18 protein-coding genes, 1 tRNA gene and 2 pseudogenes are annotated in these 20541 nt (G+C 64.8%); 11 read left to right on the top strand and 10 right to left on the bottom strand.

Annotated features, from left to right (window positions below; all coding sequences use genetic code 11):
- Positions 1 to 93 precede the first annotated feature (93 nt).
- The 9 genes from GNT64_RS03145 (at position 94) to GNT64_RS03105 (ending at position 6406) form a co-directional block, all read left to right on the top strand.
- Positions 94 to 169, top strand: a tRNA-Glu gene (locus GNT64_RS03145).
- A gap of 84 nt (positions 170 to 253) precedes the next feature.
- Entirely contained in the window at positions 254 to 2017 is a 1764-nt protein-coding gene (locus tag GNT64_RS03140; RefSeq protein WP_156678187.1) for a site-specific integrase, read from the top strand.
- Positions 2014 to 2256 (top strand): hypothetical protein, encoded by a 243-nt coding sequence (locus GNT64_RS03135; RefSeq protein WP_156678186.1) that lies wholly within the window; start codon positions 2014 to 2016, stop codon positions 2254 to 2256. The genes GNT64_RS03140 and GNT64_RS03135 overlap by 4 nt, the downstream gene beginning before the upstream one ends.
- Positions 2257 to 2421: 165 nt before the next feature.
- On the top strand, positions 2422 to 2712 hold the full coding sequence (locus GNT64_RS03130) for a hypothetical protein (protein ID WP_156678185.1): 291 nt from the start codon (positions 2422 to 2424) through the stop codon (positions 2710 to 2712).
- Positions 2713 to 2782: 70 nt separating this feature from the next.
- The gene (locus GNT64_RS03125) at positions 2783 to 3256 is read left to right on the top strand and encodes a hypothetical protein (RefSeq protein WP_156678184.1); all 474 of its coding nucleotides are present in this window, start codon (positions 2783 to 2785) and stop codon (positions 3254 to 3256) included.
- A gap of 70 nt (positions 3257 to 3326) precedes the next feature.
- The gene (locus GNT64_RS03120) at positions 3327 to 4019 is read left to right on the top strand and encodes a hypothetical protein (RefSeq protein WP_156678183.1); all 693 of its coding nucleotides are present in this window, start codon (positions 3327 to 3329) and stop codon (positions 4017 to 4019) included.
- 119 nt (positions 4020 to 4138) lie between these two features.
- Positions 4139 to 4687 (top strand): hypothetical protein, encoded by a 549-nt coding sequence (locus GNT64_RS03115; protein WP_156678182.1) that lies wholly within the window; start codon positions 4139 to 4141, stop codon positions 4685 to 4687.
- Between the two features lie 83 nt (positions 4688 to 4770).
- The gene (locus tag GNT64_RS03110) at positions 4771 to 5592 is read left to right on the top strand and encodes a hypothetical protein (protein ID WP_156678181.1); all 822 of its coding nucleotides are present in this window, start codon (positions 4771 to 4773) and stop codon (positions 5590 to 5592) included.
- Positions 5593 to 5683: 91 nt separating this feature from the next.
- Entirely contained in the window at positions 5684 to 6406 is a 723-nt protein-coding gene (locus tag GNT64_RS03105; RefSeq protein ID WP_156678180.1) for an SAM-dependent methyltransferase, read from the top strand.
- 178 nt (positions 6407 to 6584) lie between these two features.
- Here the strand turns inward: GNT64_RS03105 and istB are convergent.
- The 4 genes and pseudogenes from istB to GNT64_RS03085 all read right to left on the bottom strand — a co-directional run bounded on the left by istB (position 6585) and on the right by GNT64_RS03085 (position 10429).
- A pseudogene (gene istB, locus GNT64_RS03100) lies at positions 6585 to 7317 on the bottom strand (IS21-like element helper ATPase IstB).
- Positions 7250 to 8813, bottom strand: a pseudogene (istA, locus tag GNT64_RS03095) (IS21 family transposase). Before istA ends, istB begins: the two co-directional pseudogenes overlap by 68 nt.
- A 107-nt stretch (positions 8814 to 8920) precedes the next feature.
- The gene (locus tag GNT64_RS03090) at positions 8921 to 9583 is read right to left on the bottom strand and encodes a hypothetical protein (RefSeq protein ID WP_197277264.1); all 663 of its coding nucleotides are present in this window, start codon (positions 9581 to 9583) and stop codon (positions 8921 to 8923) included.
- Between the two features lie 195 nt (positions 9584 to 9778).
- The gene (locus tag GNT64_RS03085; RefSeq protein ID WP_231639219.1) at positions 9779 to 10429 is read right to left on the bottom strand and encodes a hypothetical protein; all 651 of its coding nucleotides are present in this window, start codon (positions 10427 to 10429) and stop codon (positions 9779 to 9781) included.
- A 469-nt stretch (positions 10430 to 10898) separates the two neighbouring features.
- Here GNT64_RS03085 and GNT64_RS03080 point away from each other — a divergent pair, with 469 nt between their 5' ends.
- A complete protein-coding gene (locus GNT64_RS03080; RefSeq protein WP_197277263.1) occupies positions 10899 to 11795 on the top strand; it encodes a hypothetical protein in 897 nt (298 codons plus the stop codon).
- On the opposite strand, the gene GNT64_RS03075 is transcribed toward GNT64_RS03080, so the two are convergent.
- Together GNT64_RS03075 and GNT64_RS03070 are read right to left on the bottom strand one after the other, a co-directional pair.
- Positions 11762 to 15229, bottom strand: coding sequence for a DEAD/DEAH box helicase (locus GNT64_RS03075; RefSeq protein ID WP_197277262.1), 3468 nt, complete (start codon positions 15227 to 15229; stop codon positions 11762 to 11764). The two genes, GNT64_RS03080 and GNT64_RS03075, sit on opposite strands and share 34 nt — an antisense overlap.
- A 79-nt stretch (positions 15230 to 15308) precedes the next feature.
- A complete protein-coding gene (locus GNT64_RS03070) occupies positions 15309 to 16085 on the bottom strand; it encodes a Hachiman antiphage defense system protein HamA (RefSeq protein ID WP_156678177.1) in 777 nt (258 codons plus the stop codon).
- A gap of 219 nt (positions 16086 to 16304) precedes the next feature.
- Here GNT64_RS03070 and GNT64_RS03065 point away from each other — a divergent pair, with 219 nt between their 5' ends.
- The gene (locus tag GNT64_RS03065; RefSeq protein WP_156678176.1) at positions 16305 to 17285 is read left to right on the top strand and encodes a hypothetical protein; all 981 of its coding nucleotides are present in this window, start codon (positions 16305 to 16307) and stop codon (positions 17283 to 17285) included.
- A gap of 166 nt (positions 17286 to 17451) precedes the next feature.
- On the opposite strand, the gene GNT64_RS03060 is transcribed toward GNT64_RS03065, so the two are convergent.
- The 4 genes from GNT64_RS03060 to GNT64_RS03045 form a co-directional block, all read right to left on the bottom strand.
- Entirely contained in the window at positions 17452 to 17904 is a 453-nt protein-coding gene (locus tag GNT64_RS03060) for a hypothetical protein (protein ID WP_156678175.1), read from the bottom strand.
- Between the two features lie 132 nt (positions 17905 to 18036).
- Positions 18037 to 18552 (bottom strand): hypothetical protein, encoded by a 516-nt coding sequence (locus GNT64_RS03055; protein ID WP_156678174.1) that lies wholly within the window; start codon positions 18550 to 18552, stop codon positions 18037 to 18039.
- Positions 18552 to 19292, bottom strand: coding sequence for a hypothetical protein (locus GNT64_RS03050; protein WP_156678173.1), 741 nt, complete (start codon positions 19290 to 19292; stop codon positions 18552 to 18554). The genes GNT64_RS03055 and GNT64_RS03050 overlap by 1 nt, the downstream gene beginning before the upstream one ends.
- Before the next feature lie 104 nt (positions 19293 to 19396).
- The gene (locus GNT64_RS03045) at positions 19397 to 20365 is read right to left on the bottom strand and encodes a hypothetical protein (protein WP_156678172.1); all 969 of its coding nucleotides are present in this window, start codon (positions 20363 to 20365) and stop codon (positions 19397 to 19399) included.
- Positions 20366 to 20541: the final 176 nt, after the last annotated feature.

Here is a 20541-nt window from a genome sequence, read left to right as displayed (position 1 = left end):
CGCGGGCCGAGGGGCAAGGCCCGCCCGCAACCCGCCGCCCGACGGGACTTGACGAACGCGACCGCGCCCGCCAATGAGCCGGCTTCCGCGCACGGCCCCTTCGTCTAGCGGTCTAGGACGTCGCCCTCTCACGGCGAAAACACGGGTTCGAGTCCCGTAGGGGTCACCAAAGCCGGTCGAATCCGCAGAAATCCAGCTTTTACGTTGGTTTCACCTCCGCCTGGTACAGCGGACGGGTACAGCGGGACGACAGATGGTGACGATGGCGACGCCGTGGCGGCATCCTGAAACGGGCACATTCTACATCCGGCGGCAGATCCCCAAGCCGCTCCGTGACGAGTTCGGCGGACGGCAGCTGTTCAAGCGGTCGCTCGACACGAAGGACCCTGATGAGGCACGGAGGCTGTTCCCCGCGCTCAATGCCGAGCTCGAGCAGCAGTTCGCCCGTGCGCGGGCCGCCATCGCCGAGCGGACATCCAGAACCATCATCACGCCTGCGGTCGCAGCCGACGCAGTCGCTCGAATCTCTGCTGCCCATGTCGGTGGCCGGCTGGACCGCTTTCCGGTCCTCGCCAACATCTTCTGGGCAGAGGAGGCCGCATCGACCATCCTGGGCGGCGCCCCGATCGCCACCTTCAACGATCCCAGCCCGCAGGGGATCGCTGCCATGGACCCGGCCTGCCTGCCGGGCGACCTGTGGATGCGTGTGATCCGCACGCGGTCGCGGGCCGATGCGCTGCGCATGGCCGAGCACATGATCGTCTGGGTGCATGGCGGCTACCGCGACGGGGATGGCTTCGCCGATCTTGCCCGTTCGGCCGAGAACGACATCGCCATCATGAATGCGGTCACCGCTGCCGTCGAGCGCGAGCAGGTCGAGCTCAGGCTGGCGATCAGCACGCCCGTTCGACCGACCACCTCACGCCTGCGTCCCGACATGCGGCTCGGCGAGTTGCTCGAGGCGTGGAAGACCAAGACGCCTGCACCTGGTGCGCAGGGAGCGCATGAAGCGTGTACCACCGTCATCGACTTCATCGACTTCATGGGCGACGTGCCGGTGAGCACGATCACCGCCGATCAGCTCTACAATTTCCGGGACGCCGTCGCCGTACTCCCCGCGTCGATGCCGCGGGCAGACCGGGCGCTGACCTTCAACGCGCGCCTCGCAAAATATGGAGACGGTCAGGAGCCGAAGGTCGCACCGGCCTCGGTGAAGCGCCGCATCGGACATCTGCAGGCGTTGCTGAAGCACGCGTTCAACAAGCGCTGGATCGCCAGCAATGCGGGCGCGGGCATCCACATCGAGGGCTATAGCAAGCACAGCGGCTTCAGGCGGCCGTTCCTCGACGACGAGCTCGCCCGCCTGTTCGCGAGCGACCTGTTCGTCAGGCCGCAGTCGTGGTCCTCGGCCCGCAACACGGTTTCCGACCGGTCGCTGGCCTGGTTGTTCCTGCTCGGGCTGACCAACGGCGCGCGCATCGAGGAGATCGGGCAGACCGAGCTCGTCAACGTCAAGACGGACGGCGGCATCCGCTATCTGGATCTGGGGATCGACGCTCAAGTGAAGAACGAGACCTCACGACGCATGATCCCGCTGCACGGCATGATCCTGAGGCTCGGCTTCGACGATTATGTATCGGCACTGCGTGGAGCCGGCGAGACCAGGCTGTTCCCGGAGCTCAGATCTAACAAGTTCGACAAGCTTTGCCAGGCCGCGTCGCAGGTCGCCAATCGCGTAATCGACCGGGTAGTAGGCGACGATCCGCGACTCGCCTTCCACAGCTTGCGGCATAACTTCAAGGATCTGGCGCGCGACGCTACCATTGAAAAATATATTCTGGATCAAATCATGGGTCATGCCGGCGTCACGACGGGCGATGGCTACGGCATCGGCGCACGCCTGAAGACGCTCGGTCGCGAGCTCGACCGGGTGACGTTCGACATGGTGGACTGGTCGCCGATCATCTCCGCGTTCAACAAGGTTGATTGGAGCAAGCCGGTACGGGGTGGCGCATGAGGCACTGCTTCATCGTCTTCGCCGAGCCGGGCGACGCGTTCCAGGGCGTGCACCGGACGGTCGATGGCGCCGCCCACAACGCAGCCGGGCTTGGCGCGTCCAAAATGCCCAACGGCCGGGCGATGACCGTAGACAGCATTCGTGACCTGCTCGCGCACTCGCCGATCGTAAGACTACCATGCACACCGGGGGAGGAATTCGAGGCGATCCGTATCGAGCGACACCACATCGTCCTATGACAGCGAGCGCTTGGGCTCGGGCAGCTAATGTTGGCGGGGGTGTCGCTCCGTGATCTCGATCGGTTCTGAGATTGGGGCGTCGCACATCCGGTAAATGGCGGCGCGAAGTTGAGTGCGGAGATGGTTGGATATGAACCTCGGAGGGTTCAGGAAAAGGAGAATTCCATGTCCACGCCAACCAGCATCGTTGCCATTGTCATCCTGTATCTGCTGATCGAAGCCGCGGCGCACCTGCCTCGGCTGATCGCCCTTGCAATCGCCTCGGTGACCGGAAGCGTGCTGGCCCGCCGCAAGCACCGCAGCGACCGTGCCCTGATCGATGCTTCAACGGCTGGCGGCGCCGATCCCTGGCAGCGGACCACGCGCGTTCAGCGCTGCCTGATGCGGCGTGCGCTGCAGGACACGATGCGGCTGACGATCCACCGCAGCCTGTTCCCGGACGTGGGCAGCCTCTGACGCATGTACGTCTGGCCCTCAGCGACCGTCGCTCCGTCAGCTGTGTCTCGACCCTTTCTCCAACCCAATCATGGAGGTACGCTGGCTGAATATGGCAGTCCGCCCGTTCTTTTGTTCAGCCACTTTCAGGCAAGTGCTGGAGGAAGCCGGTATCACGCCGGGAGAGGTCAACGCAGCCTTCGACCGCTTGAAACCTGCGAGCGGCCGCATTCTCCGCGCCGATCACCTGCTGCTGGCTGCTATCCGATACAGAACGGGGCTGAACATCGTCTCGGTGTCGCGCCGTCATCACTATCTTCTTGCGTCCATCGAGCAGCGCGGAGCGAAGGGGAAATCCTGGTTTTACCGCGAGCACAGCCGCAATCATTGCGTGTTCTCCTGCCCAGGCACCGTTCCGCCGACGCGCGCCGGCGCCATGACCGGGAAGACTCTGGGTTCTCTCGCCGATCCTCCTCCCGCGCTGATAAGCCTCCGGATCGAAGAGGTCGATTGTGCCGAGGGTTGGTCCAACGTGACTGTGACGCCCGAGTGGCACGCGTTCTGAGGAAACCCGCGCTGTCGGTAACTGGCGCTCGGGCTTTGTGACGCCGCGACCGACGGCCTATCCCAACATCATGACCGACTCGCCCCGTCCGCGACTATCCGCCTCACACCTCGAGGACATGGCGTATGTCGCCCTCACTGCGCGTCCCGGAGCAGAAGCGGCCGATCTTTACCCGACCATGAGTGATGAGGTTCGCAGCAAGCTGCGCTCACGGTTGAAGCAGTTCGCGCGGCACGATTGGCCAGCCAGCATGCAGGAGGATGCCGCGATCCGCCGCGGTTATACGTGGCGACAGTGCTGCAGGCTGATCGCGGCGTTCCTGATGATGGACGGGCATCTCACGCCCAGCATCGCTATCCCAATCTGCCGCAACAACGAACTGTCGATCCTGCGCGCGATCACCGCGAGACTTGGCGGGGACGCACCTCCCTCCCCCTCCCCGACCGATCCACTCGTCGTGGTGATCCTCGCCGAACTCTGGGGACAGATCGACGAGGCTGGCAGTTCGCGGGCGCATCCGTCGAGGATACGCCTGGTCGAGCGTCAATCTCTTGATGATCTCTGGTCGATCCGAGCGGACCTCGGTGGTGCCGGGCAGCGCCTCGTGCTGGATATCGGCACTGCTGGTGCAGCGGTGTGGCGCTGGATCAGCGAGCGTCGGCTGCTGCCGCCGAGCGCATGCAACGATGTGCGTGACGATCTCGAAGAGCTTGCCGGTGAACCGGGGTTCCAGCTTGTGCCAGGGAGGAGCCTGCGCCGTTAACCATATATGCTCGACGCCGCGTGGCGTCGAGTAGTTGACATGTGCGCGGGCGAGCGTAAGTAGGACCGGTCGCGAGGACGCGCCGGCGATCTCTGCCGGCTGATCAGCGGAGGTCACCCATGACGCATCAGCTCTACAACAGCTTCGCCACCCGCAAGCTCGCATGGCGTGACGGGCCTTGGCAGGAGGAGCCGGACAAGCGGGTCTGGACCGACCCGGCGACGGGTCTCGTCTGCATGCACCGCCGGTGCGCGGACGGTGGATATCTGTGCGGCTATGTCGGGATCGAGGCGGGGCACCCGCTGTTCGGCTTCGAGCACGACGCGATCCCGGCCGCGCTCGGCATCACCGCCCACCGTGGCCTCGACGAGAGCGGACTGTGCGAGCACGGTGAAGAGGCCGAGGCGATGTGCCACGTCCCCGCCGCCGGGAAGCCCGATCGGGTCTGGTGGCTGGGCTTCAAGTGCGATCAGGATGGCGACCACCTGCCCTCGCGGCGCCCTAGCGCGCGGGAGGTGCGCGGCGACAGCTATCGCGGTGTCGACTACGTCGCGGCCGAGTGCGCGAAGCTCGCAAGCAGGCTCGCGGCGCTCGACAAGCCGGCCGCACTGCCCGCACCGAGCGGCACGGCGTCGCTGCCGGTCACCGCCGAAAGGGTCACCGCGTGACCTGCGCCCACAGCGGGGGTCGCTGGACGGGCGTGCAGTGCCAGCACTGCCGCAGCGGCCCGATCGGCTACCGGCCTGTGCCGGTGCCGACCGTCTACGCGGCTACCCGCGATCCGGATCTGCCCTGGGGGTACTGGCTCCGCTCGAGCTTCACCGATGACCAGGTGCGGGACGAGGATGGCAATGAATGGCAGAGCATCAGGCACGCGCTGTGGGCAGGTGAACTCAAGATGACCGCGCCTCTGCCGGGCTGGTTTACCGAGCAGATGGAGCTCCTGCTGACAGCTTTGTCGGTCGCGGGGCGGCGCGTCGGCACCTCGCCCCGTGAAATCGCAGGCGATCTCTTTGAAGGAGGGTTCGCGATCAGAGCGATGTACAGCAGCTGGCTGCGCGCTCACGGGCTCACCACAGAGGGTAATGGCGCTTTCGACGATGTACTCACCGATAAGGGCTGGGCCGTGCTGCTCATGCTCAAGGTCACGCGAGAGGACGACATCTTCAGCGCGCCTGTCGGCAAGCAGACCCTTGATCTGCTCCGCAGCCGTGACCTGGTCGAGATCGCCAACCCGACAGTGGATCTCGCCACCCTTCCCTGCATCTTCATGCGAGAGGAGATCGCGTCCACCCCCGCCATCACGCTCATCGATCGCAGCAAAGCCGGCAAGAAGATGCCGCTGGTCAGCACGATCTGGTCGACCACGTTCGGCCACACGCGCGAGCGCGACCGCTTCTATGCATGGCTGGTGGCACGCACCGACCGCTGGAACGCCTGGGCCAAGATTGCGCACCGAGGCGCCGCCGGCCTCTCCGAGCACCTGCTGTCGCTCTACGTCTCGAGTGTCGACTGGTGCAACCCTGTCGCGCCGCCCGCCCTCGAGTACCAGCCAGCAGAGGCGCAAGCATAGTCGACGAGCGTAGCCGTTCTGTCGGCGAGCACTGGACCAGCGACATAGCCGGTGACGCATCCGCTCCAACACCAAAGAAGACACGCGCATCATGAGCCCCACGCCGTCTCCGGCTGAAATCTTCGAGCCATCACCTCTGGTGACGTTCGGCCGCGCAGCGTCCAACGACAATGCCACATCGGACATGAGCCTGGACCAGTTCTACACCACCGGAGAAGTAGCCGAGACGCTATACAACTTCTTTGACAAGTACATCGATCCACTCATCTACCTGATGGTCGAACCGAGCGCGGGCCAAGGAGCGTTCTTCAGGTTGTTTCCGGCCGGCAGTTTGGGATACGATCGCGACCCACGCTTTCCTGGCGTGAGAACCGCTGACTTCCTGAACGTAAGCCTCGACTTCGGACAACCGATCGCTATCGTTGGCAATCCACCATTTGGCACAAATTCCGCCTTGGCGGTGAGCTTCTTCAATCATGCCGCCAAGTGGGCAAGCGTTATTGCATTCATCCTGCCCAAGACGTTTCGCAAGATCAGGACGCAGGAGCGCCTCGATCACGCATTCCACCTGCTCAAAGAAATGGACGTGCCGGACAACGCCTTTGTCCTCAATGGCAAGCCGCACAATGTTCCGACTGTCTTTCAGATCTGGGGTCGGCGCCGCAGGCCCCGTCCGAAGCTGTCGTTCGAGACCAGGCATCCCGATTTCAAATTCGTGAAACTTGCCGCCGATGCTGATTTCGCTATCCGGCGGATCGGAGCAAGGGCCGGTGCGGTCGAAGAAAACCCATTGTCAATCGGCTCGGGAAGTTGACCCCGTATCGGCGTGCAAGTTTGACCCCCTTTTCTGATGGCAGCCGGGTTGTCCCGGTAGTCCACAGGAGGGCCCCGCGGCCGGCGCCGCGCGCCGCCACGAGCGCAGGCGGTGACGGCCGTGGGAGGTGCCTGTGGACCCACCGGGTCAACCTGGGGATGGGGTCCGGGGAAGGGTTTCAGGCGGCTTCGCGGTTCTTGAAGCGCCAGCTCTCGTTGCCGGTCTCGACGATGTCGCAGTGGTGGGTGAGCCGGTCGAGGAGCGCGGTCGTCATCTTGGCGTCGCCGAAGACCGTGGGCCACTCGCCGAAGGCAAGGTTGGTCGTCACCACCACCGAGGTCTGCTCGTAGAGCTTGCTGACGAGGTGGAAGAGCAACTGGCCGCCGAGAGCGCGAAGGGCAGGTAGCCAAGCTCGTCGAGGATGACGAGGTCGAGCCGCGACAGGTGGTCGGCGATGCGCCCGGGGCGCCGGCACGGGCCTCGGCCTCGAGCTGGTTCACGAGGTCGACGGTGTTGTAGAAGCGGACCCTCGCTCCGCCCCGCACGCAGGCACGGCCCATGGCGATGGCGAGATGCGTCTTGCCCGTCCCGGTGCCGCCGACCAGCACGACGTTGCGCTGCGCTTCGAGGAAGGCACCCGTGCCGAGATCGCGGACCAGGCCTTCGTTGATGCCGGTGCCGGCGAAGTCGAAGTCGGCGAGCTCCTTGGCGAGCGGCAGCTTGGCGGTCGTCATCTGGTAGCGGATGGAGCGGGCCTGCTTCTCGTCTATCTCGGCCTTGAGCAGGTCGCCGACGACGCGCTGAGCGGAGTGCTGCCGCTTCACGGCATCGGCGACGACCTCGTCATAGGCATGGCGCATGCCGACGAGCTTCAGCGTTCCCATCATCTCCAGGATGGCGTGACGTTCCATAAGGCCTCCTCAGGCTGTCGTAGCGGGCGCAGTCGGCGACGGGCTCGCGGGCGAGCCGCAGAGCCTCGGGCGTGGCGATGCTGGCGGGCGCGGCGGTCTGGCGCTGGCGGGTGAGCACGTTGAGCACGACGTCACGGCTGACGGTGCCGCCGGCCAGCGCCTCGGCACAGGCCGCCTCGACGGCGTCCAGTCCGTCCGTCGTCACCGCCGCCAGGATGCCCACCATCTGGCGGTCGCCGTCGGCATGGCCCGCCAGCCTCCGCCTGACGCGTTCCAGCGCCACCGGCAGCGGCCAGTCCTGAAGGGCGCACCGTTCCTCAGCGCACCCGGCTTGCGCTCGAGGACCGGCACATAGTGCCAAGGGTCGTAGACCGTTTGGTCGCGCCCGAAGCGCCGGGCATGCTCGCCGACGACTTCGCCGTCCTGCCGGATGACGATGCGCTCGGCATAGGCGTGCACCTCGACCGGGCGCCCGCCGCCTTCGCGTGCACCGAGTATTTGTTGTAGTCGAAGCGGACCAGCAGCGTCTTCGACACCGCCGCCGGCAAGGCGTGGAAGCCGTCGAAGGGACCACGGTAGGCGATGAGCGCAGGCTGGTCGGCCGCCTCGAACACCTGCCAGACTGTGTAGTCCCTGAGCTCGGGATGCGCGGCACGCTGGGCATGGGCGGTGCAGCGGTCGAGCAGCCAGGCGTTGAGCTCGTCGTAGCTCCTGAAGCGCAGCCGCGGCGTGAAGAAGCGCTCGCGCACGAGCCCGACCTGGTTCTCGACCTGGCCCTTCTCCCAGCCCGATGCCGGCGTGCACGCCACCGGCTCGACGAGGTAGTGGCCGCACATCTGCTGGAAGCGGCGGTTGTAGCGCCGCTCACGACCGACGAAGATGGCGTCCACCGCGGTCTTCATGTTGTCGTAGATGCCGCGCTGACAGGCGCCGCCGAAGAAGGCGAACGCCCGGTCGTGGGCGTCGAACACCATCTCCTGGCTCTCGCGCGGATAAGCTCGCACGAAGAACATCCGGCTGTGGCAGAGCCGCATGTGCGCAACCTTCACCGTCGTCGTCGCGCCGGCGATGACGACGACCTCGTGGCTCCAGTCGAACTGGTAGGCCTCGCCGGGCGCGAAGCTCAGCGGCACGTAGGCCGCGGCCGTGACCGCCGACCGCTCACGCTGCCATGCCGTGGCATAGCGACGCACGGCATCGTAGCCGCCGCGGTAGCCCAGCCCCTGCAGCTCCTCGTACACCCGGACCAGCGTCAGGCGCTCGCGCCGCTGCTTGCGCTCGTTGGCCTCCAGCAGCCGCTCGAGATCCGCCGACCATGGCCCGAGCTTCGGCAGCGGCTGCACCGTCCGCTCGTAGGAGAAGTCCGTCTCGCCGGACCGCAGCACCTTGCGCACCGTGTTCCGCGACACCCGCAGGTCGCGCACGATCTCCTTGATGCTCTTACCCTTGACGTAGAACTCGCGCCGGATGCGCGCCACCGTCTCCACGACCAGCATTCTCCCCGACCGCTCCTGCGCAAAGCGCCGGGCGTGAACCGCTCAGTTCAGGGGGGTCAATTTTGCACGCCGATCAGCCCCGAACGGGGTCAACATTGCACGCTGATTCACAAACTTAGCCCTGCCAGCGTCTTTTGCGCTCCCGCGAGATCGGTCTCGAGGCGCGTTCGCGCCTTTGTCGCTTCCGCCGCCGCGCGCGCCGCTGCCTTGTAGCTCTGGTCCTGCTCCTGCTCGACCTCCTTCTTGACGGTGCGTGCCTGCATCACCGTCAGCGCCCAGGGGAGTCCGACATACATCTGCAGCATGCGGGCAGGCAGCCCGCCCATCTGGACATCGCCCAGCAGCAGCTTGTGGTCGCCGCCGAAATAGAGTCCGCCCGACAAGGCCGTCCAGCCATGTTCGACCGCCGTCTTGTCGCCTTCCTTGCCCTGCATCGCAGGGATGGGATCAAGATCGAGCGTGTTCATCATGAATTGCGACATGGCGGCCGCGAATCCCTCGTCCGAGGAAAAGCGATCGACGATCGTTGGCGCGCCGCCCGGCCGAATGAGCATCAGCGTGCCGGTGGGAACACCGGCCTCGACGGTGAACTCGATACGATAAGGCTGGGCATCGACAAGGAAGTCCAGGGTAACCCAGCTCAGCCACTTACGCACATCGCCCTGAAGGTCCTTGGGCATCCCGCGCAGGCACCACAGGATGATCTCGATTATGCTCGACTTTCCGGCAAAATTCTTCTCGCTGGTGATCGCCCAAATGCCTGGCTTCAACCCCCCCCCAGCAGAAATCGATCGCACCCTGCGCCTTGACGCCCTTCTCGCCCTTGAACGCAATTGCAGTGATGGTCAGCGTCCGCGCAGGGCGCATCGGACGGTCCGCTGTGATGCCCCTCCTGCGAAGCGCTATCTCGGCCTCGGCCGGGCTCATGCCTGCCTTTTTCGCCACTGTCTCGAGCCAGCTTGCCGTCATCGTCCGGCCCTTTCCAGAATGGAGTCCAGCCTTTTGCGCACGCGCTCGGTGATCGGCGCGATAATATGGTTGAGCTCGGTCCCGGCATATTCAGCCTGGAGATATTGCCGGTCCTTGAGCGCCCTACCGCCCTTGTCACCGGCAATGCGAGTGACGATCGCTGCGCGATCGCGGTACCAGGCCAGTTCCGGAGCGGCCGCGGCTAGCGACGCCATCGCCTCGCGGCCCTTGATAGTCAGCAGGTAGATATGCTCGCGAACCTGGCCCGGTGATCCCTGACGCCTGATCTTCAGGAGACCTGCCGCGACAAGGATCGACAGCGCATTGTCGAGCGGCTCAAAGGCCCCAAAGTGGTAGCGGATCATCGGCAGGCGCCGAAGATCCGGCTCGCGATCGTCAAATATGCGCTCGGCCAGCTGGACGAGCGATGCGTCGCCCGTTTCCTCGAAGACGGTCAGAAGCTCATTTGCAAGATAGTCCGGATTGCGCATCCAGAAGTCGAGCGCCTGTAACCGCGACTGCGCGTGCAGCGAAGCAACGATATCCTCGTCCCACTGGCCTGCGTCCGCCGCAGCCCCCGCCGCGTCGATACATGCGAGCAACCTTACCGCACTCTGCCGATCCGACGCCCCCGATATTTCAGACACCACACCAAGCCCCTGTTCTTGGCTAACCCAGGACGTCCCATCACCGTTATGACGGTGATGTAACCCACGGACGCAATTGGAAACCCCGAATGATCCAAATGCGAAGAAGACCCCATTCTTTGCAGGGGAATAGTCGTGCCGCCGGCGCTGCCGCGATGGCGCATGGGTTTGATGGCAGCTGGCGTAAGCGGGCTGCAGCGTCCATCCAAGACCCGCATCAGAGGGTGTGCCGCGACATCGTCATCGGACATCGTCGCGAACTCGGGTATATCGATCGTGACGCGGTCCGCCTCGGCCATGGCTGTCCTTTCAGCTGCGTTGACGCGATCGCGTGTCGGAGTTGCTTCAAGCGGCGGTCGGAGCCGGTGTCCACAGGTATCCGACGCACTGACGCATTTTTGGGTTTGAGGTGCCGACAGGGCCAAAGCGCGAGGCTACCGCTCTCCGGGTGACAGTGGACGAGACGAAGATGACCGACGACAAGCGCGATCAGGCGATCAAGGCATGCGAGGACGCCTTGCGGGCAGAACTCGCCTACAATGGCGACCACGACATCCTGGCGGGTGAAAATGCCATCATCGAGCGCCTGCTTGAGCGGCGATCGGAAGTGGCTGACGCCTACGTCGAAATCTTCGATCGGCTTGGCGAGCGCCATTACGGCGTGCCAAAACTGCTCGGCGTCGTTGTCACCACGGCGGCGTTATGGAGTCCACGCCAAGTCGCACAAACCTGTGCAGCCCGCGATCGGCTGCTCAAGGTCAATGAACTGATTGCGACGCGTGCTGCCGAACTGGCTTCTCTACTCGTCGAACGGTCCGAGTTGCACGACCGTTCCGGTTTCTCCGGCAATACCCACTATCATATCTGCCGGGTGATCGAGGATGCCGCGAGCGACAATTATCTCTACAAGTCATGGGTCAAGCAGAAGATGGCATCGCTTCGCGGTGAGTTCGACCTGAAATACTGGCCCCGGATCCACGAGGTGGTGGCGGCGCTCGGGCGCGACGCCGAGCACGTCCAGCTCGAGGCGACCGATCCGATCACGGCCGCGGCGACAAAGGGCAACCGTCGGTCTCGCGCCGACTTCTTCAAGGCCCTCTACGAGGCGATCGACGAAAACAGCGACGGGCGTTTCGGCACGCTCCCGCCGGGGCTCCGCCTGACCGACAACGTGATCGCATCACTCGCGAACTGCGCGCTCGATCTCCCGCCAGACCAGCTGGTCGACGGCGCCTACGTCAAGAGGCTCAGGCAACGCGCTCGCGGCAGGAGGTCGACGAAGCGAGGCGCAGCCACGAGGACGGCAGCGGCACCCATGAGCACGCCTGAAGGCTACAATGCCCAGAGGTCGTCCGGACCGAGGTAGCTGATGTCGATCCGGCCGGGCTCGTTCGCGACCGTTGCGCGGAGCAAGCCCAGATGCGCCGGGTCAACCCCCCAGCCGAAGTCGCCGATGCGCTCGCCCGTGGGTGACAGCACGAATTGCTCCTCCGTCGTGACGTTCTCTGCCAAGCGCGTGACGACGTTCTGAAACCTTACCGGCATGCCCGGCGGGGGCGGAGGGAAGCTGGTCCACTTCACGCCGACCTGGTAGCGCCGCTCTGCCCACGCGCGGCTATCCGTAGGCACGAACCCGTAGACCCATTCGAGCCACATCGGCTTGGTCGCCGCGGTCGGCCAGTCTGGCGCCGCGCTCCAAGTCGTGACTTCCGGACTCCTCAACCAGGCGCGCAGCTCCGCCGCCGATGTGAAGGACGCCTCCGTGTCGGCGACAGCCTTGATCGCTGCCAAGCGCGAGTTGAAGCCGGCCTGGATCAGGTAGGTGGCCTGAAGGCTGAGGGTTCCCGTTTCCACCGCGGGGACCGCCAGCCCGAGCTCAAAGTTGTCGAGAGGGAGATCGCCAATCAGGTCGCCATTGGCGACCGCACGGACGCGGATCGACTCCAGCGCCCACGGCAGGCGGTAGACGAGGCCGTTTTCGACAAAGCGGAGCACATCGCTCGAATCATCGGCTGCCGCGGCGGCCAGCGGCTCGCCGAGAAGCCAGGAGCGCAGAACCTGCCGCCAGTTCGCGGGCAGAGGCTCGGGCATGAACGGCGCAAACGTGAAGACCCGCTCCGCGATCGCGGTGATCGCGGCGATTGCACCGTCGGCATCGCCGTTCAGTATCGCGCCGTTCGCCTGCACCAGGAGTTGGTTGGCATCGGCTGCGACCGCATCGAGGGCGTGCCCTGATTGGAGCCCCACTCCTGCCAGAAAATATCCCCTGCGTTGCGCCGCCGTTGTCTCGTTCCAGATCACGCGCGCGCGGGTCACGATCGCGGTTTGAAGGGCTAGCTGGGTCGGGGCAGGGAGACGTCGGAGCCGCCGCTGCCAGAGCGAGGCCTGTAGCACAGCATCAAGCGTCCGGGCGATCGCATCATCCGCAACGTCTTCGTCGCCGATCAAGCTCAGGATCGCCGTATCCAGCATCGCGAGCTGCTGATCCCAAGCGAGCCGGGCGCGCTCCCGGACCTCCGGTTGCTCACCGATCAGCTCCGGGAACTGCCACGCGGCGGCGTTATTGACCACGTACTCGACGAGCTGGTTGGCGTCGCCATCGACTAGGCGGTTCATACGCACCAGCAGCTCCGCGACGAGCCTGACCAGCCCGCTTTCCATCTCGCGGGCGCCGAGGTCTTCGATCAGACCCTCCCAAGCGCGCCGCCGCTTCGTGTGGTGATCGAAGATCGGAAAGAGGACAAGGCCTTCGACGTCTATATAGGCGCGGCCGGCGCGACCGATCACATTCTTGAACTCGGATGCCTCAATCCGGGTACCGGCTCGATAGAGCGACGACATGACCACTGCGGTCGCTGACAAGTTCAGACCCTGCGCTAGCGTTGGCGACGAGATTGTCACCTTTAGGATGCCTCGGCGCAGCAGCCGCTCGATCTCCTTCCGGTACGCCGCCGGCAGCGCCCCATGGTGCAGTGCCACACCCAGTTGGAGGCAGCGAAGGATCGGGTGACCGGCTCCCAGCCACTCCTCGCCCAGCGTCAGCGCCGTGTTGAGCAAATTAGGGTCGCATGTAAGCAGCGATGCCAGCGCTCCGCGCTCATGTAGATCGACGATCACGTCGGCAAACGGGCCGACACCACGACGCTCGGGGCAGTAGATCAGCACGGTCTGCCCGTCGTCCACCAGCCGCCACGCAGTGGCGAGGCAGAGTTCGCGCTGATTGTTTGGGTAGAGCGCAGTTCGAAGCCGCTTAGGGGGCGCGAAGTGCGGCGGCGGGGCGCCGGTGAGATAGGTCGTGACCCAAGGCCGCTCCTCGGCGACGCGGAGATTCAAGCGGGCGGTCTGCCCATTCCAGGTCACCTCGCCAAACCGGAGACGGGTCGGGCGCCAATCGTTCTTGATCAACCCGCCGGGTGAGTCCCGGCGCAGCCAGGCCGCGAAATCCTCGAGCTGGTCGCCGTCCGGGAGGATCGCGGACAGGCAGACGATCCGCCGATCGGCCGCGTCCTGGCGCCGCAGCAGCCGTTGGATCTGGATTTCATACCGGACCTCGCGTTCGTTGAGGCCGATCATGTGCCCCTCGTCGAAAACGAGCAAGCCGACATCATCGAGCAACGAGGGGTCGTTGCGGAGGGCGAAGTCGAGCTTCTCCGGTGTTGCGACCACGATATGACGTTGGCGGATCGCGTCCTCGTCGAGGCCGCTATCGCCGATGCTCCCGTAGAGCGCGGAGATGGTCTTCCCGAGCGGCGCAAAGGTGCGCTGCAGCGTCGCCTCGGTCTGCGCCGACAATGCACGGAGCGGCGTCACGAACATCACCCGGCGCTCGCCTGCCAAGCAGCGCAGGATGGCAAGTTCGGCGATGCGAGTCTTGCCGGCGCTGGTCGGGAGGGAAACCACGAGGTCATCGAGCTGATCAGCAGCGCGGGCGGCCGCGTCGATCTGCGATGGCCACAAGTCCACCTCGGCACGCTCGCGCCGGAAGAGGAGGGCGATGAACAGCTCGCGAAGGCTCGCCCAGCCGGCGGCGGGCGGACCCGCCGGGACGAGGGGCACTCGCTGATGGAAGCTCGTAGCCCACAAGTCGCTCAGCAGGTGTACGGCGAGGCGGTGGGCCCACCATTGCGGGACGAGGTTCAGCTCCGCTGCAGCACTGAGGCCTAGCCGCAGTCGAGCAAGGCTTGCATCGACGAGCGCCTGCTCACCTCGCGCGAGCGCCAGCAGGTAGGTGGCGATGGCCCCGAAGAAGCCGTCCGTGAGAGCGATATCGACACTCTCGATGAGGGTGTCTGCCGGATCGCTGTCGACGGAGGCGTCGACAGTTCCCTCGCGAACAGGGACAGCCGCGGCATCGAGCGCGGCCGCGATCCCAGCGGTGATCCGTGCGTCGCTGCCCATTCCGGCGCTCTTGAACGCTAGCACCATCTCCTCGAGGGCAGTGAAATCGCGCCGCATCAACAGGCCGAGCGCACGTTCGGTCTGCGAGAAGTTTGCATCAGCGGCAACGATACTGAGTAAGGAGTATGCGCGCGCCGATAGATGGGCGAGGTGATAAGCCCCCGCAGCCATGATGAAATGGAAGTCGCGTTCTGGTTCAGTGGGACTGCCTTTCGCGATAACCGACTCGAGCGCAGTCGCTGCTTGCTCGAATGCGCTGCGCGCGGCAGGCTGATCACCTTCGAGCTCTCGCAGCCGCAATCCCAAATCGAGCAGCGCGTAGGCGTAGGTTGTCAGGTCGTAGCTCAGCTGCGGCGTAAAAGGCGGCGCATCGGGCGGTAGGACGCCGTCGCGCCAGATCATCGCCCTCGCCTGGCCGCGGGCGAGAAGCCTTCCGCGAAAGCCAGCCGAGGCTGCGACTTCCACCGCCGCTTTGATCGCCTCAGGGGTAGTGGGCATCGGCGATCACCTTGTCGTAAACGGCACCAACGAAGGCAGTATGGCCATCGACCCTCAGGCCGACACTCCACTGGCCATAGATGCCGGCGTAGGTTCGAAGTGCGTCCGTCAGCAGTCCGTCCGGGGCATTGCCCGAGAACGTGAACAGGAGATGCCGTACCGTTGCGGGCGGGATGCCGACGTTCAGGGTGGCATTGTCGATCGCATCGGCGAGCGGCAGGTTGCCGAGCTCCACCAACCGCGCGGAAATAAAGCTGAGCGCGTGCGCCGAAGGCAGGCCGCCTTCCTTATCCAAGCCCGCCCGAGCCTCAGTCAGGACGCGGGACGTCAGATTTGCCCGGCTCTTTGCCTCCGTCTTCAGGAACGAAAGTTGAGCGGTCGCAGGATCAAGCGCGATCCCGATCACGTCCTCCCCGCGCATGGCCATGTTGCGGTGGTCCTTCCACCGCAGGCGCTTGACAGGGACTTGGTAGACCGTGTTGGCTGCGATCCACTCCGTCGCATAGATCTCGCCGAGATCACCCGACCGGATCGCCTTTGTCGTTGGGAGCTTCTCCTCGATCAGTGCCGCAGCACCCGGCTTGCCAAGCATCCGCAAGACGCGCGCGACATGCTCTTCCGAAGCGTAATGATCTGGCACGATGGCGGCCGTCGCGCCGATGCCGAAGTGGAGGCGGGAAGCGTCGCCGGTCAGGACACGCATATAGTGCGCGCCGACGGGGGTGTCGCAATGAGTGCACCAGCTCGCGAACTGCGCCATCCGCTTAGCCCTCCCTCCGAAGCCGTCCCCGCCGCATCGCAATCCTTCCGGCTTTTCCACGTTTCTGTCGCAGCTTCGCGCAAATTTGCCGTGCGGCCAACCGTGTTGCGAGAGCCCCTGGGGAACGCGGACGGGACAAGAGACCGCGCGCCGTTGAACCGTCAGCCGTGGATGTCGGCCAAGCTACTATTTCCGACTCCGTGCGGCTACCGTCAGGACATGTTCGAGCACCCCGTTTTCGACCGCTACGACTGGCGGAAAGCCCCGCTGGAGCGAGACATCCAACTCATGGATGTGCGTTGGGCGCGGGAGTGGGAAGCCGAGTGGATCAAGACCGCACGCGATGAAGAGGCAGACCCCTATACCGTCGGCTACGTTACCAACATCAGTGTCAACCGCGTCGCGGATAATGGGCTTGAGATCTCCGTCTACGCCAACACTCACGATCGCTTTCACGAGCTCAAGACGTTCTTGCCGGAAGATCGGATCAAGTCCTGCCTCGATATTTGGGACTACGATTCACGACCAACGATTTTTGTCGATGGGGAATGGCTCGAGAGGCTTCACCTGCGTAGCAACTCGGTTTTCGCGATGATCGACGCCGCCGACATGACGCTCATGATTGAGATGGGCCGGCTAACGCGTGACAAGCTGATAGAATTGCGCGAGGCGATCGACGCGCTAGCGGGGCGGACGCCCGACGTGTCATTTATATCCTTCGCCGACAGCATCCTGCTGAAGTCGAATTGGACGGTAGGCATGGTCGGCAAGACTGCCACTTACACCTATAGCCCGGAACGAATCCTCCAGCTCTACCGCGAAATCCGCGACATCTACCACAAGGTTCTCGACCTCGACGTTTATGGCGTTTTTAGTCAAGGATCGAACGAATATTACGACGATCCGCTGCTCCACATAGGCGGGTGTGACAACCACATCTCGCTTAACAGCCTTGGGCTACCCTTTGCGCAGCTCCAACAAATCGAGATAGCTGCGCGTGCAGCAATCCGAAAGGGCGAGCACGGTCGGTACGACCTCTACCTCGACGGGGACCTGTTCAACTCGCTGCGGTTCAAGGACCACAATGATCGAGCGACAGCCCAATTCGCGGAATATAAGCCGAAGATGAGCGCCGTCCCCGGTACCTACTTCTACTATGAATGCGATGACCTTCTCGCCCGACTTGAGCCGAGTAGCTGAGGGATCGTCAGGTAGCTCCGGTCTGTTAGATGAACAAGCGTCCGCTCACGCCGTCCGAGCGCCCGAAAGCGGCCAGGCTGTAATCCACCCAGCTGACCTAAGTTCACCCGCGAGGTAGGTGCACCATTGACTTATGGCCGATGTCAGGTCGGTCCTGTGGACACCATCAGCAGCGGCCTTGCGGTTGCGCTCTGCTGCTTTCTTTGCTGACCCGCTGCATGTCTTCAACGATGCTATCGTAGCGGCGGGCCGCTGCCGGATGGCTTCGACGTGCAGCACGGTCCGAGTCCTCGGTGATGTACACGTGGCTTAGTAGCCGTACTGGTACTGCAGGCTCGAGTGGGAGGCGCGGTGCCGTATCTATGGTGTTGGGAACGTCCAAACCAACATCTTCGTCGGTGGCAACAGCCCAGCCTGCTCCTGACACGAGGTAGGCACCGCGCGGCAGGAAGCCCTGCTCGATCGCGGAGCAGTCCACCTCGGCTCGACCCGGTCGCAGCGCTGCCACGGCAGCCTCGGCATCCCGGAACATGACGCCGCGGTACGTTCCGTCGAAGTTGTAGTGTTCAAGGTAGTTGTCATGTTCGGTCTGCTCGTAACGCACGCGAGGATAGTCCATGATCCTTCTCCTCATCAATGTTGACGACATGCTCTCATGCTGTGCGGAGGATGCACCCGTTCGGGAACGGGCGCATTTTCAGTGCTGGATGTGTGAGCCGGGACGCTTCGGCAGCGGCCGTACCGGTTGGGCTCAGATGAGCGCTCGTCCCACTGCGTAAGCCACGCCTGCTATGACTGCGGACAACCCGAATAGGCAAGCAAGGTCAAATCGGGCCGCACTGATCCGTTCATCCTCGTCGAGCACACCGCGGCGGTGCCGAAATGCCTCCGCCAGATAGCGCCAGATGGGCAGCGCCGGATTATAGCAGTCGAGCCTCACGCTGCCTGCTCGCGCGGCGATCCCGCCCTGCGCCCGCGCTACCGAGCGACGGTCCTCCTTGTCGCGTGCGTGGCTGACCTGCATGATCAATCCCTTGACCTGCGGGAGGACGGCCTTGAGCTCCTTCGCCAGCGCCGTCAGCTCTGCTCCCGCAGCACGCGTGTCGTCGGCCGCGTACAGCTGGATTACGAGAAGTCGCGCGAGCGGATCATCATGCGCCAGGCCGAACACCGCCTCCATCCGCAGCAGCGCCGCTGCCGTGGGCGCTGACGGGGGCCGCCCGTACACGGCCTGATAGAGCCTCGTCAGTTCCGATGCCGATGCCATCAGAACAGATCCCCGAGCCGCGTGACCACATCCTTTTCCCATTGCGACAGCGCCACGCGGCTGCCGAGAGTGACCCCCTTTGTCGTCGCCAGACGGTCGAGCGCGATCTGATCGCGGCGGAAGCGGTCGTAGAGCTGGATCGGCAGAGAGGGGGTCACGAACACCGTCCCGCCGGTCGCCTCGATCTGCTCGACCAGCGCGTCGTCGCGGAGCGCCACGAACTCCGCCGGCCCGCCGATCCATGCCGGCAGGTTCAGATGGACGGGTCCCGGCAGCTCGCCGCCGAGCAGCGCGCGCAGCGTCGCCTCCGAGGCAGCGTCGAGACCCATGGTCCAGACGATCTCGGTTCGGGCAGACAGGAACCCGCCTTCGTTGGCGTGGCGGACGAGCCGGTGGACGGCCTCGATCTCGGCCAGCCTGCCGCCCGGCACGTTGGCGAAGATTCGCGCGCCCTCCGGCGCTTCTGCCACGATGTCGATCACGCGCTCGTCGGCATCGGCTCCGGTGAGATCAACGCGATGCACGGCGTGGTGACCGCCATAGGCATTCTCCACATCGAGCTGACTGATGCTGGCCTCGATGAACTCGACCGGCGTTCCGCGCATCATCAGCATGTGCGCGATGGTAATAAGTGTGCCGGTAGAGCCAACACCCCCTTTCTCTTTTTCAAAGAGATACAGCACTTTGTCTATTGCAGTCATCGTGCCGGCAACCGGCTCGATCTTCGTTTCGCGTCCCATGTCTCATCTCCAATCACATCTTACTGGCGCTGCAGGCCGCCCCTGCCGATCTGGTGGTGTTCCCTTCGGCGGTGCCCGCGCGGTGCCTCTTTGCCGGCACATGATCACCCTTTCCTCATCTGCGCGTGCGATGCGGCGAGCCGCTGTTGGAGGGTCGATCCTGATGAGCCGAGCCGCTCGAGCGCAGACTTGGCGCGGCCGCCGGCAGTCAGTGCCGGTGCCGGGGAGGGTCGGTCAGCACGAGCTGGCGGTGACTTCGGTGGCTGATTGACCGGCGCACGCGCCTCCCGGATTTCGCCCCCAGCGGGTTGCGAGCGCAGCGCGCGCTCGACTTCCTTTGTACCTGACCCGGCTGTTGCCCTCGCCTGCCCCGCTCGCTCACCCTGCTGATCGCGGCTGAACATCGCACGCTGCAGCGCGTCCACGACGCGGTTCAGGTGCACCATACCATCTGCGTGCTCGAGCAAGGCGACGAGCTTGGTGACGACAGCCCCGAGATTGTGCCCGGTGGGCTCCAGCGCCTGCAGCGCGACGATCGCGTCCCCGCGCTCCATCTCTCCGGCGGCAGCGGCGAGCAGCACGCTTGCTACGGGCGCCGGCACATCGGCCGCGGTCATCTCGCGGCGCCGTCGGCGGACGCTCGCCCCCTCGCCCACCGGCGGGTAGATGCACGCCGTACCCATCACCGCGGTGATCGCGCGCACCCGGACCGCCGCTCCCCAGAACGCCAGCGCGTTCGCCGGCGTGGGTGCATCCAGGAGCGGGAGCAGCGTCTTGTTCAGGCTGCGGTCGGCAGCTTCGGCCTCGTCGATGTGCTGTTCACGACCGTAGCGCGGATGCTGGAGGTAGGCGGCGTAGCGCGGCTCTGTCCGGCGCTGGACCTCGCCGGTGAGCGAGGACGCCAAGCCGGACAGCTGCCGGCCCAGCAGCGCACGCGTCATGGCGTGGCCACGCAGCTCGGCCTGCATTGCGCGGCTCTCATCGTGCACGGCTGCGGCGTCGCCTAGTCCCGACGTCAGGACATCCGCGACCCCGTCGAGCAGCGCTCCGAGCGCTTGATTGATCTCTTCCAACCCGACCTCCCGAGCCGGGGAGAGGAGCTGGTCCGCGCGATATGCGGCCCCGCCGTCCCGGGCGGGCATCCATCTATTCTAATGCGCCTGCCCAAGGAACAAGTGCGAACACTTGCGTATCTGCAAGTGTCCGGTGGTGTGGCGAACATGCAACAAGGCTCGCCGCCACTCGCCCT

It is taken from the genome of Sphingomonas profundi, assembly GCF_009739515.1.
Taxonomy (GTDB): domain Bacteria; phylum Pseudomonadota; class Alphaproteobacteria; order Sphingomonadales; family Sphingomonadaceae; genus Alterirhizorhabdus; species Alterirhizorhabdus profundi.
Note: the sequence above shows the minus strand (reverse complement) of the source record. Positions and strands in the feature narration are given on the sequence as shown.

Bases quoted from the DNA above. Each gene is read 5' to 3' on its own strand.
- GNT64_RS03125 (WP_156678184.1), top strand. From the start codon at position 2,783: ATGGAGGTACGCTGGCTGAATATGGCAGTCCGCCCGTTCTTTTGTTCA.
- GNT64_RS03105 (WP_156678180.1), top strand. From the start codon at position 5,684: ATGAGCCCCACGCCGTCTCCGGCTGAAATCTTCGAGCCATCACCTCTG.
- GNT64_RS03060 (WP_156678175.1), bottom strand. From the start codon at position 17,904: ATGGACTATCCTCGCGTGCGTTACGAGCAGACCGAACATGACAACTAC.
- GNT64_RS03115 (WP_156678182.1), top strand. From the start codon at position 4,139: ATGACGCATCAGCTCTACAACAGCTTCGCCACCCGCAAGCTCGCATGG.
- GNT64_RS03070 (WP_156678177.1), bottom strand. From the start codon at position 16,085: ATGGCGCAGTTCGCGAGCTGGTGCACTCATTGCGACACCCCCGTCGGC.
- GNT64_RS03075 (WP_197277262.1), bottom strand. From the start codon at position 15,229: ATGATCTGGCGCGACGGCGTCCTACCGCCCGATGCGCCGCCTTTTACG.
- GNT64_RS03135 (WP_156678186.1), top strand. From the start codon at position 2,014: ATGAGGCACTGCTTCATCGTCTTCGCCGAGCCGGGCGACGCGTTCCAG.
- GNT64_RS03140 (WP_156678187.1), top strand. From the start codon at position 254: ATGGTGACGATGGCGACGCCGTGGCGGCATCCTGAAACGGGCACATTC.
- GNT64_RS03080 (WP_197277263.1), top strand. From the start codon at position 10,899: ATGACCGACGACAAGCGCGATCAGGCGATCAAGGCATGCGAGGACGCC.
- GNT64_RS03050 (WP_156678173.1), bottom strand. From the start codon at position 19,292: ATGGGACGCGAAACGAAGATCGAGCCGGTTGCCGGCACGATGACTGCA.
- GNT64_RS03055 (WP_156678174.1), bottom strand. From the start codon at position 18,552: ATGGCATCGGCATCGGAACTGACGAGGCTCTATCAGGCCGTGTACGGG.
- GNT64_RS03130 (WP_156678185.1), top strand. From the start codon at position 2,422: ATGTCCACGCCAACCAGCATCGTTGCCATTGTCATCCTGTATCTGCTG.
- GNT64_RS03120 (WP_156678183.1), top strand. From the start codon at position 3,327: ATGACCGACTCGCCCCGTCCGCGACTATCCGCCTCACACCTCGAGGAC.
- GNT64_RS03065 (WP_156678176.1), top strand. From the start codon at position 16,305: ATGTTCGAGCACCCCGTTTTCGACCGCTACGACTGGCGGAAAGCCCCG.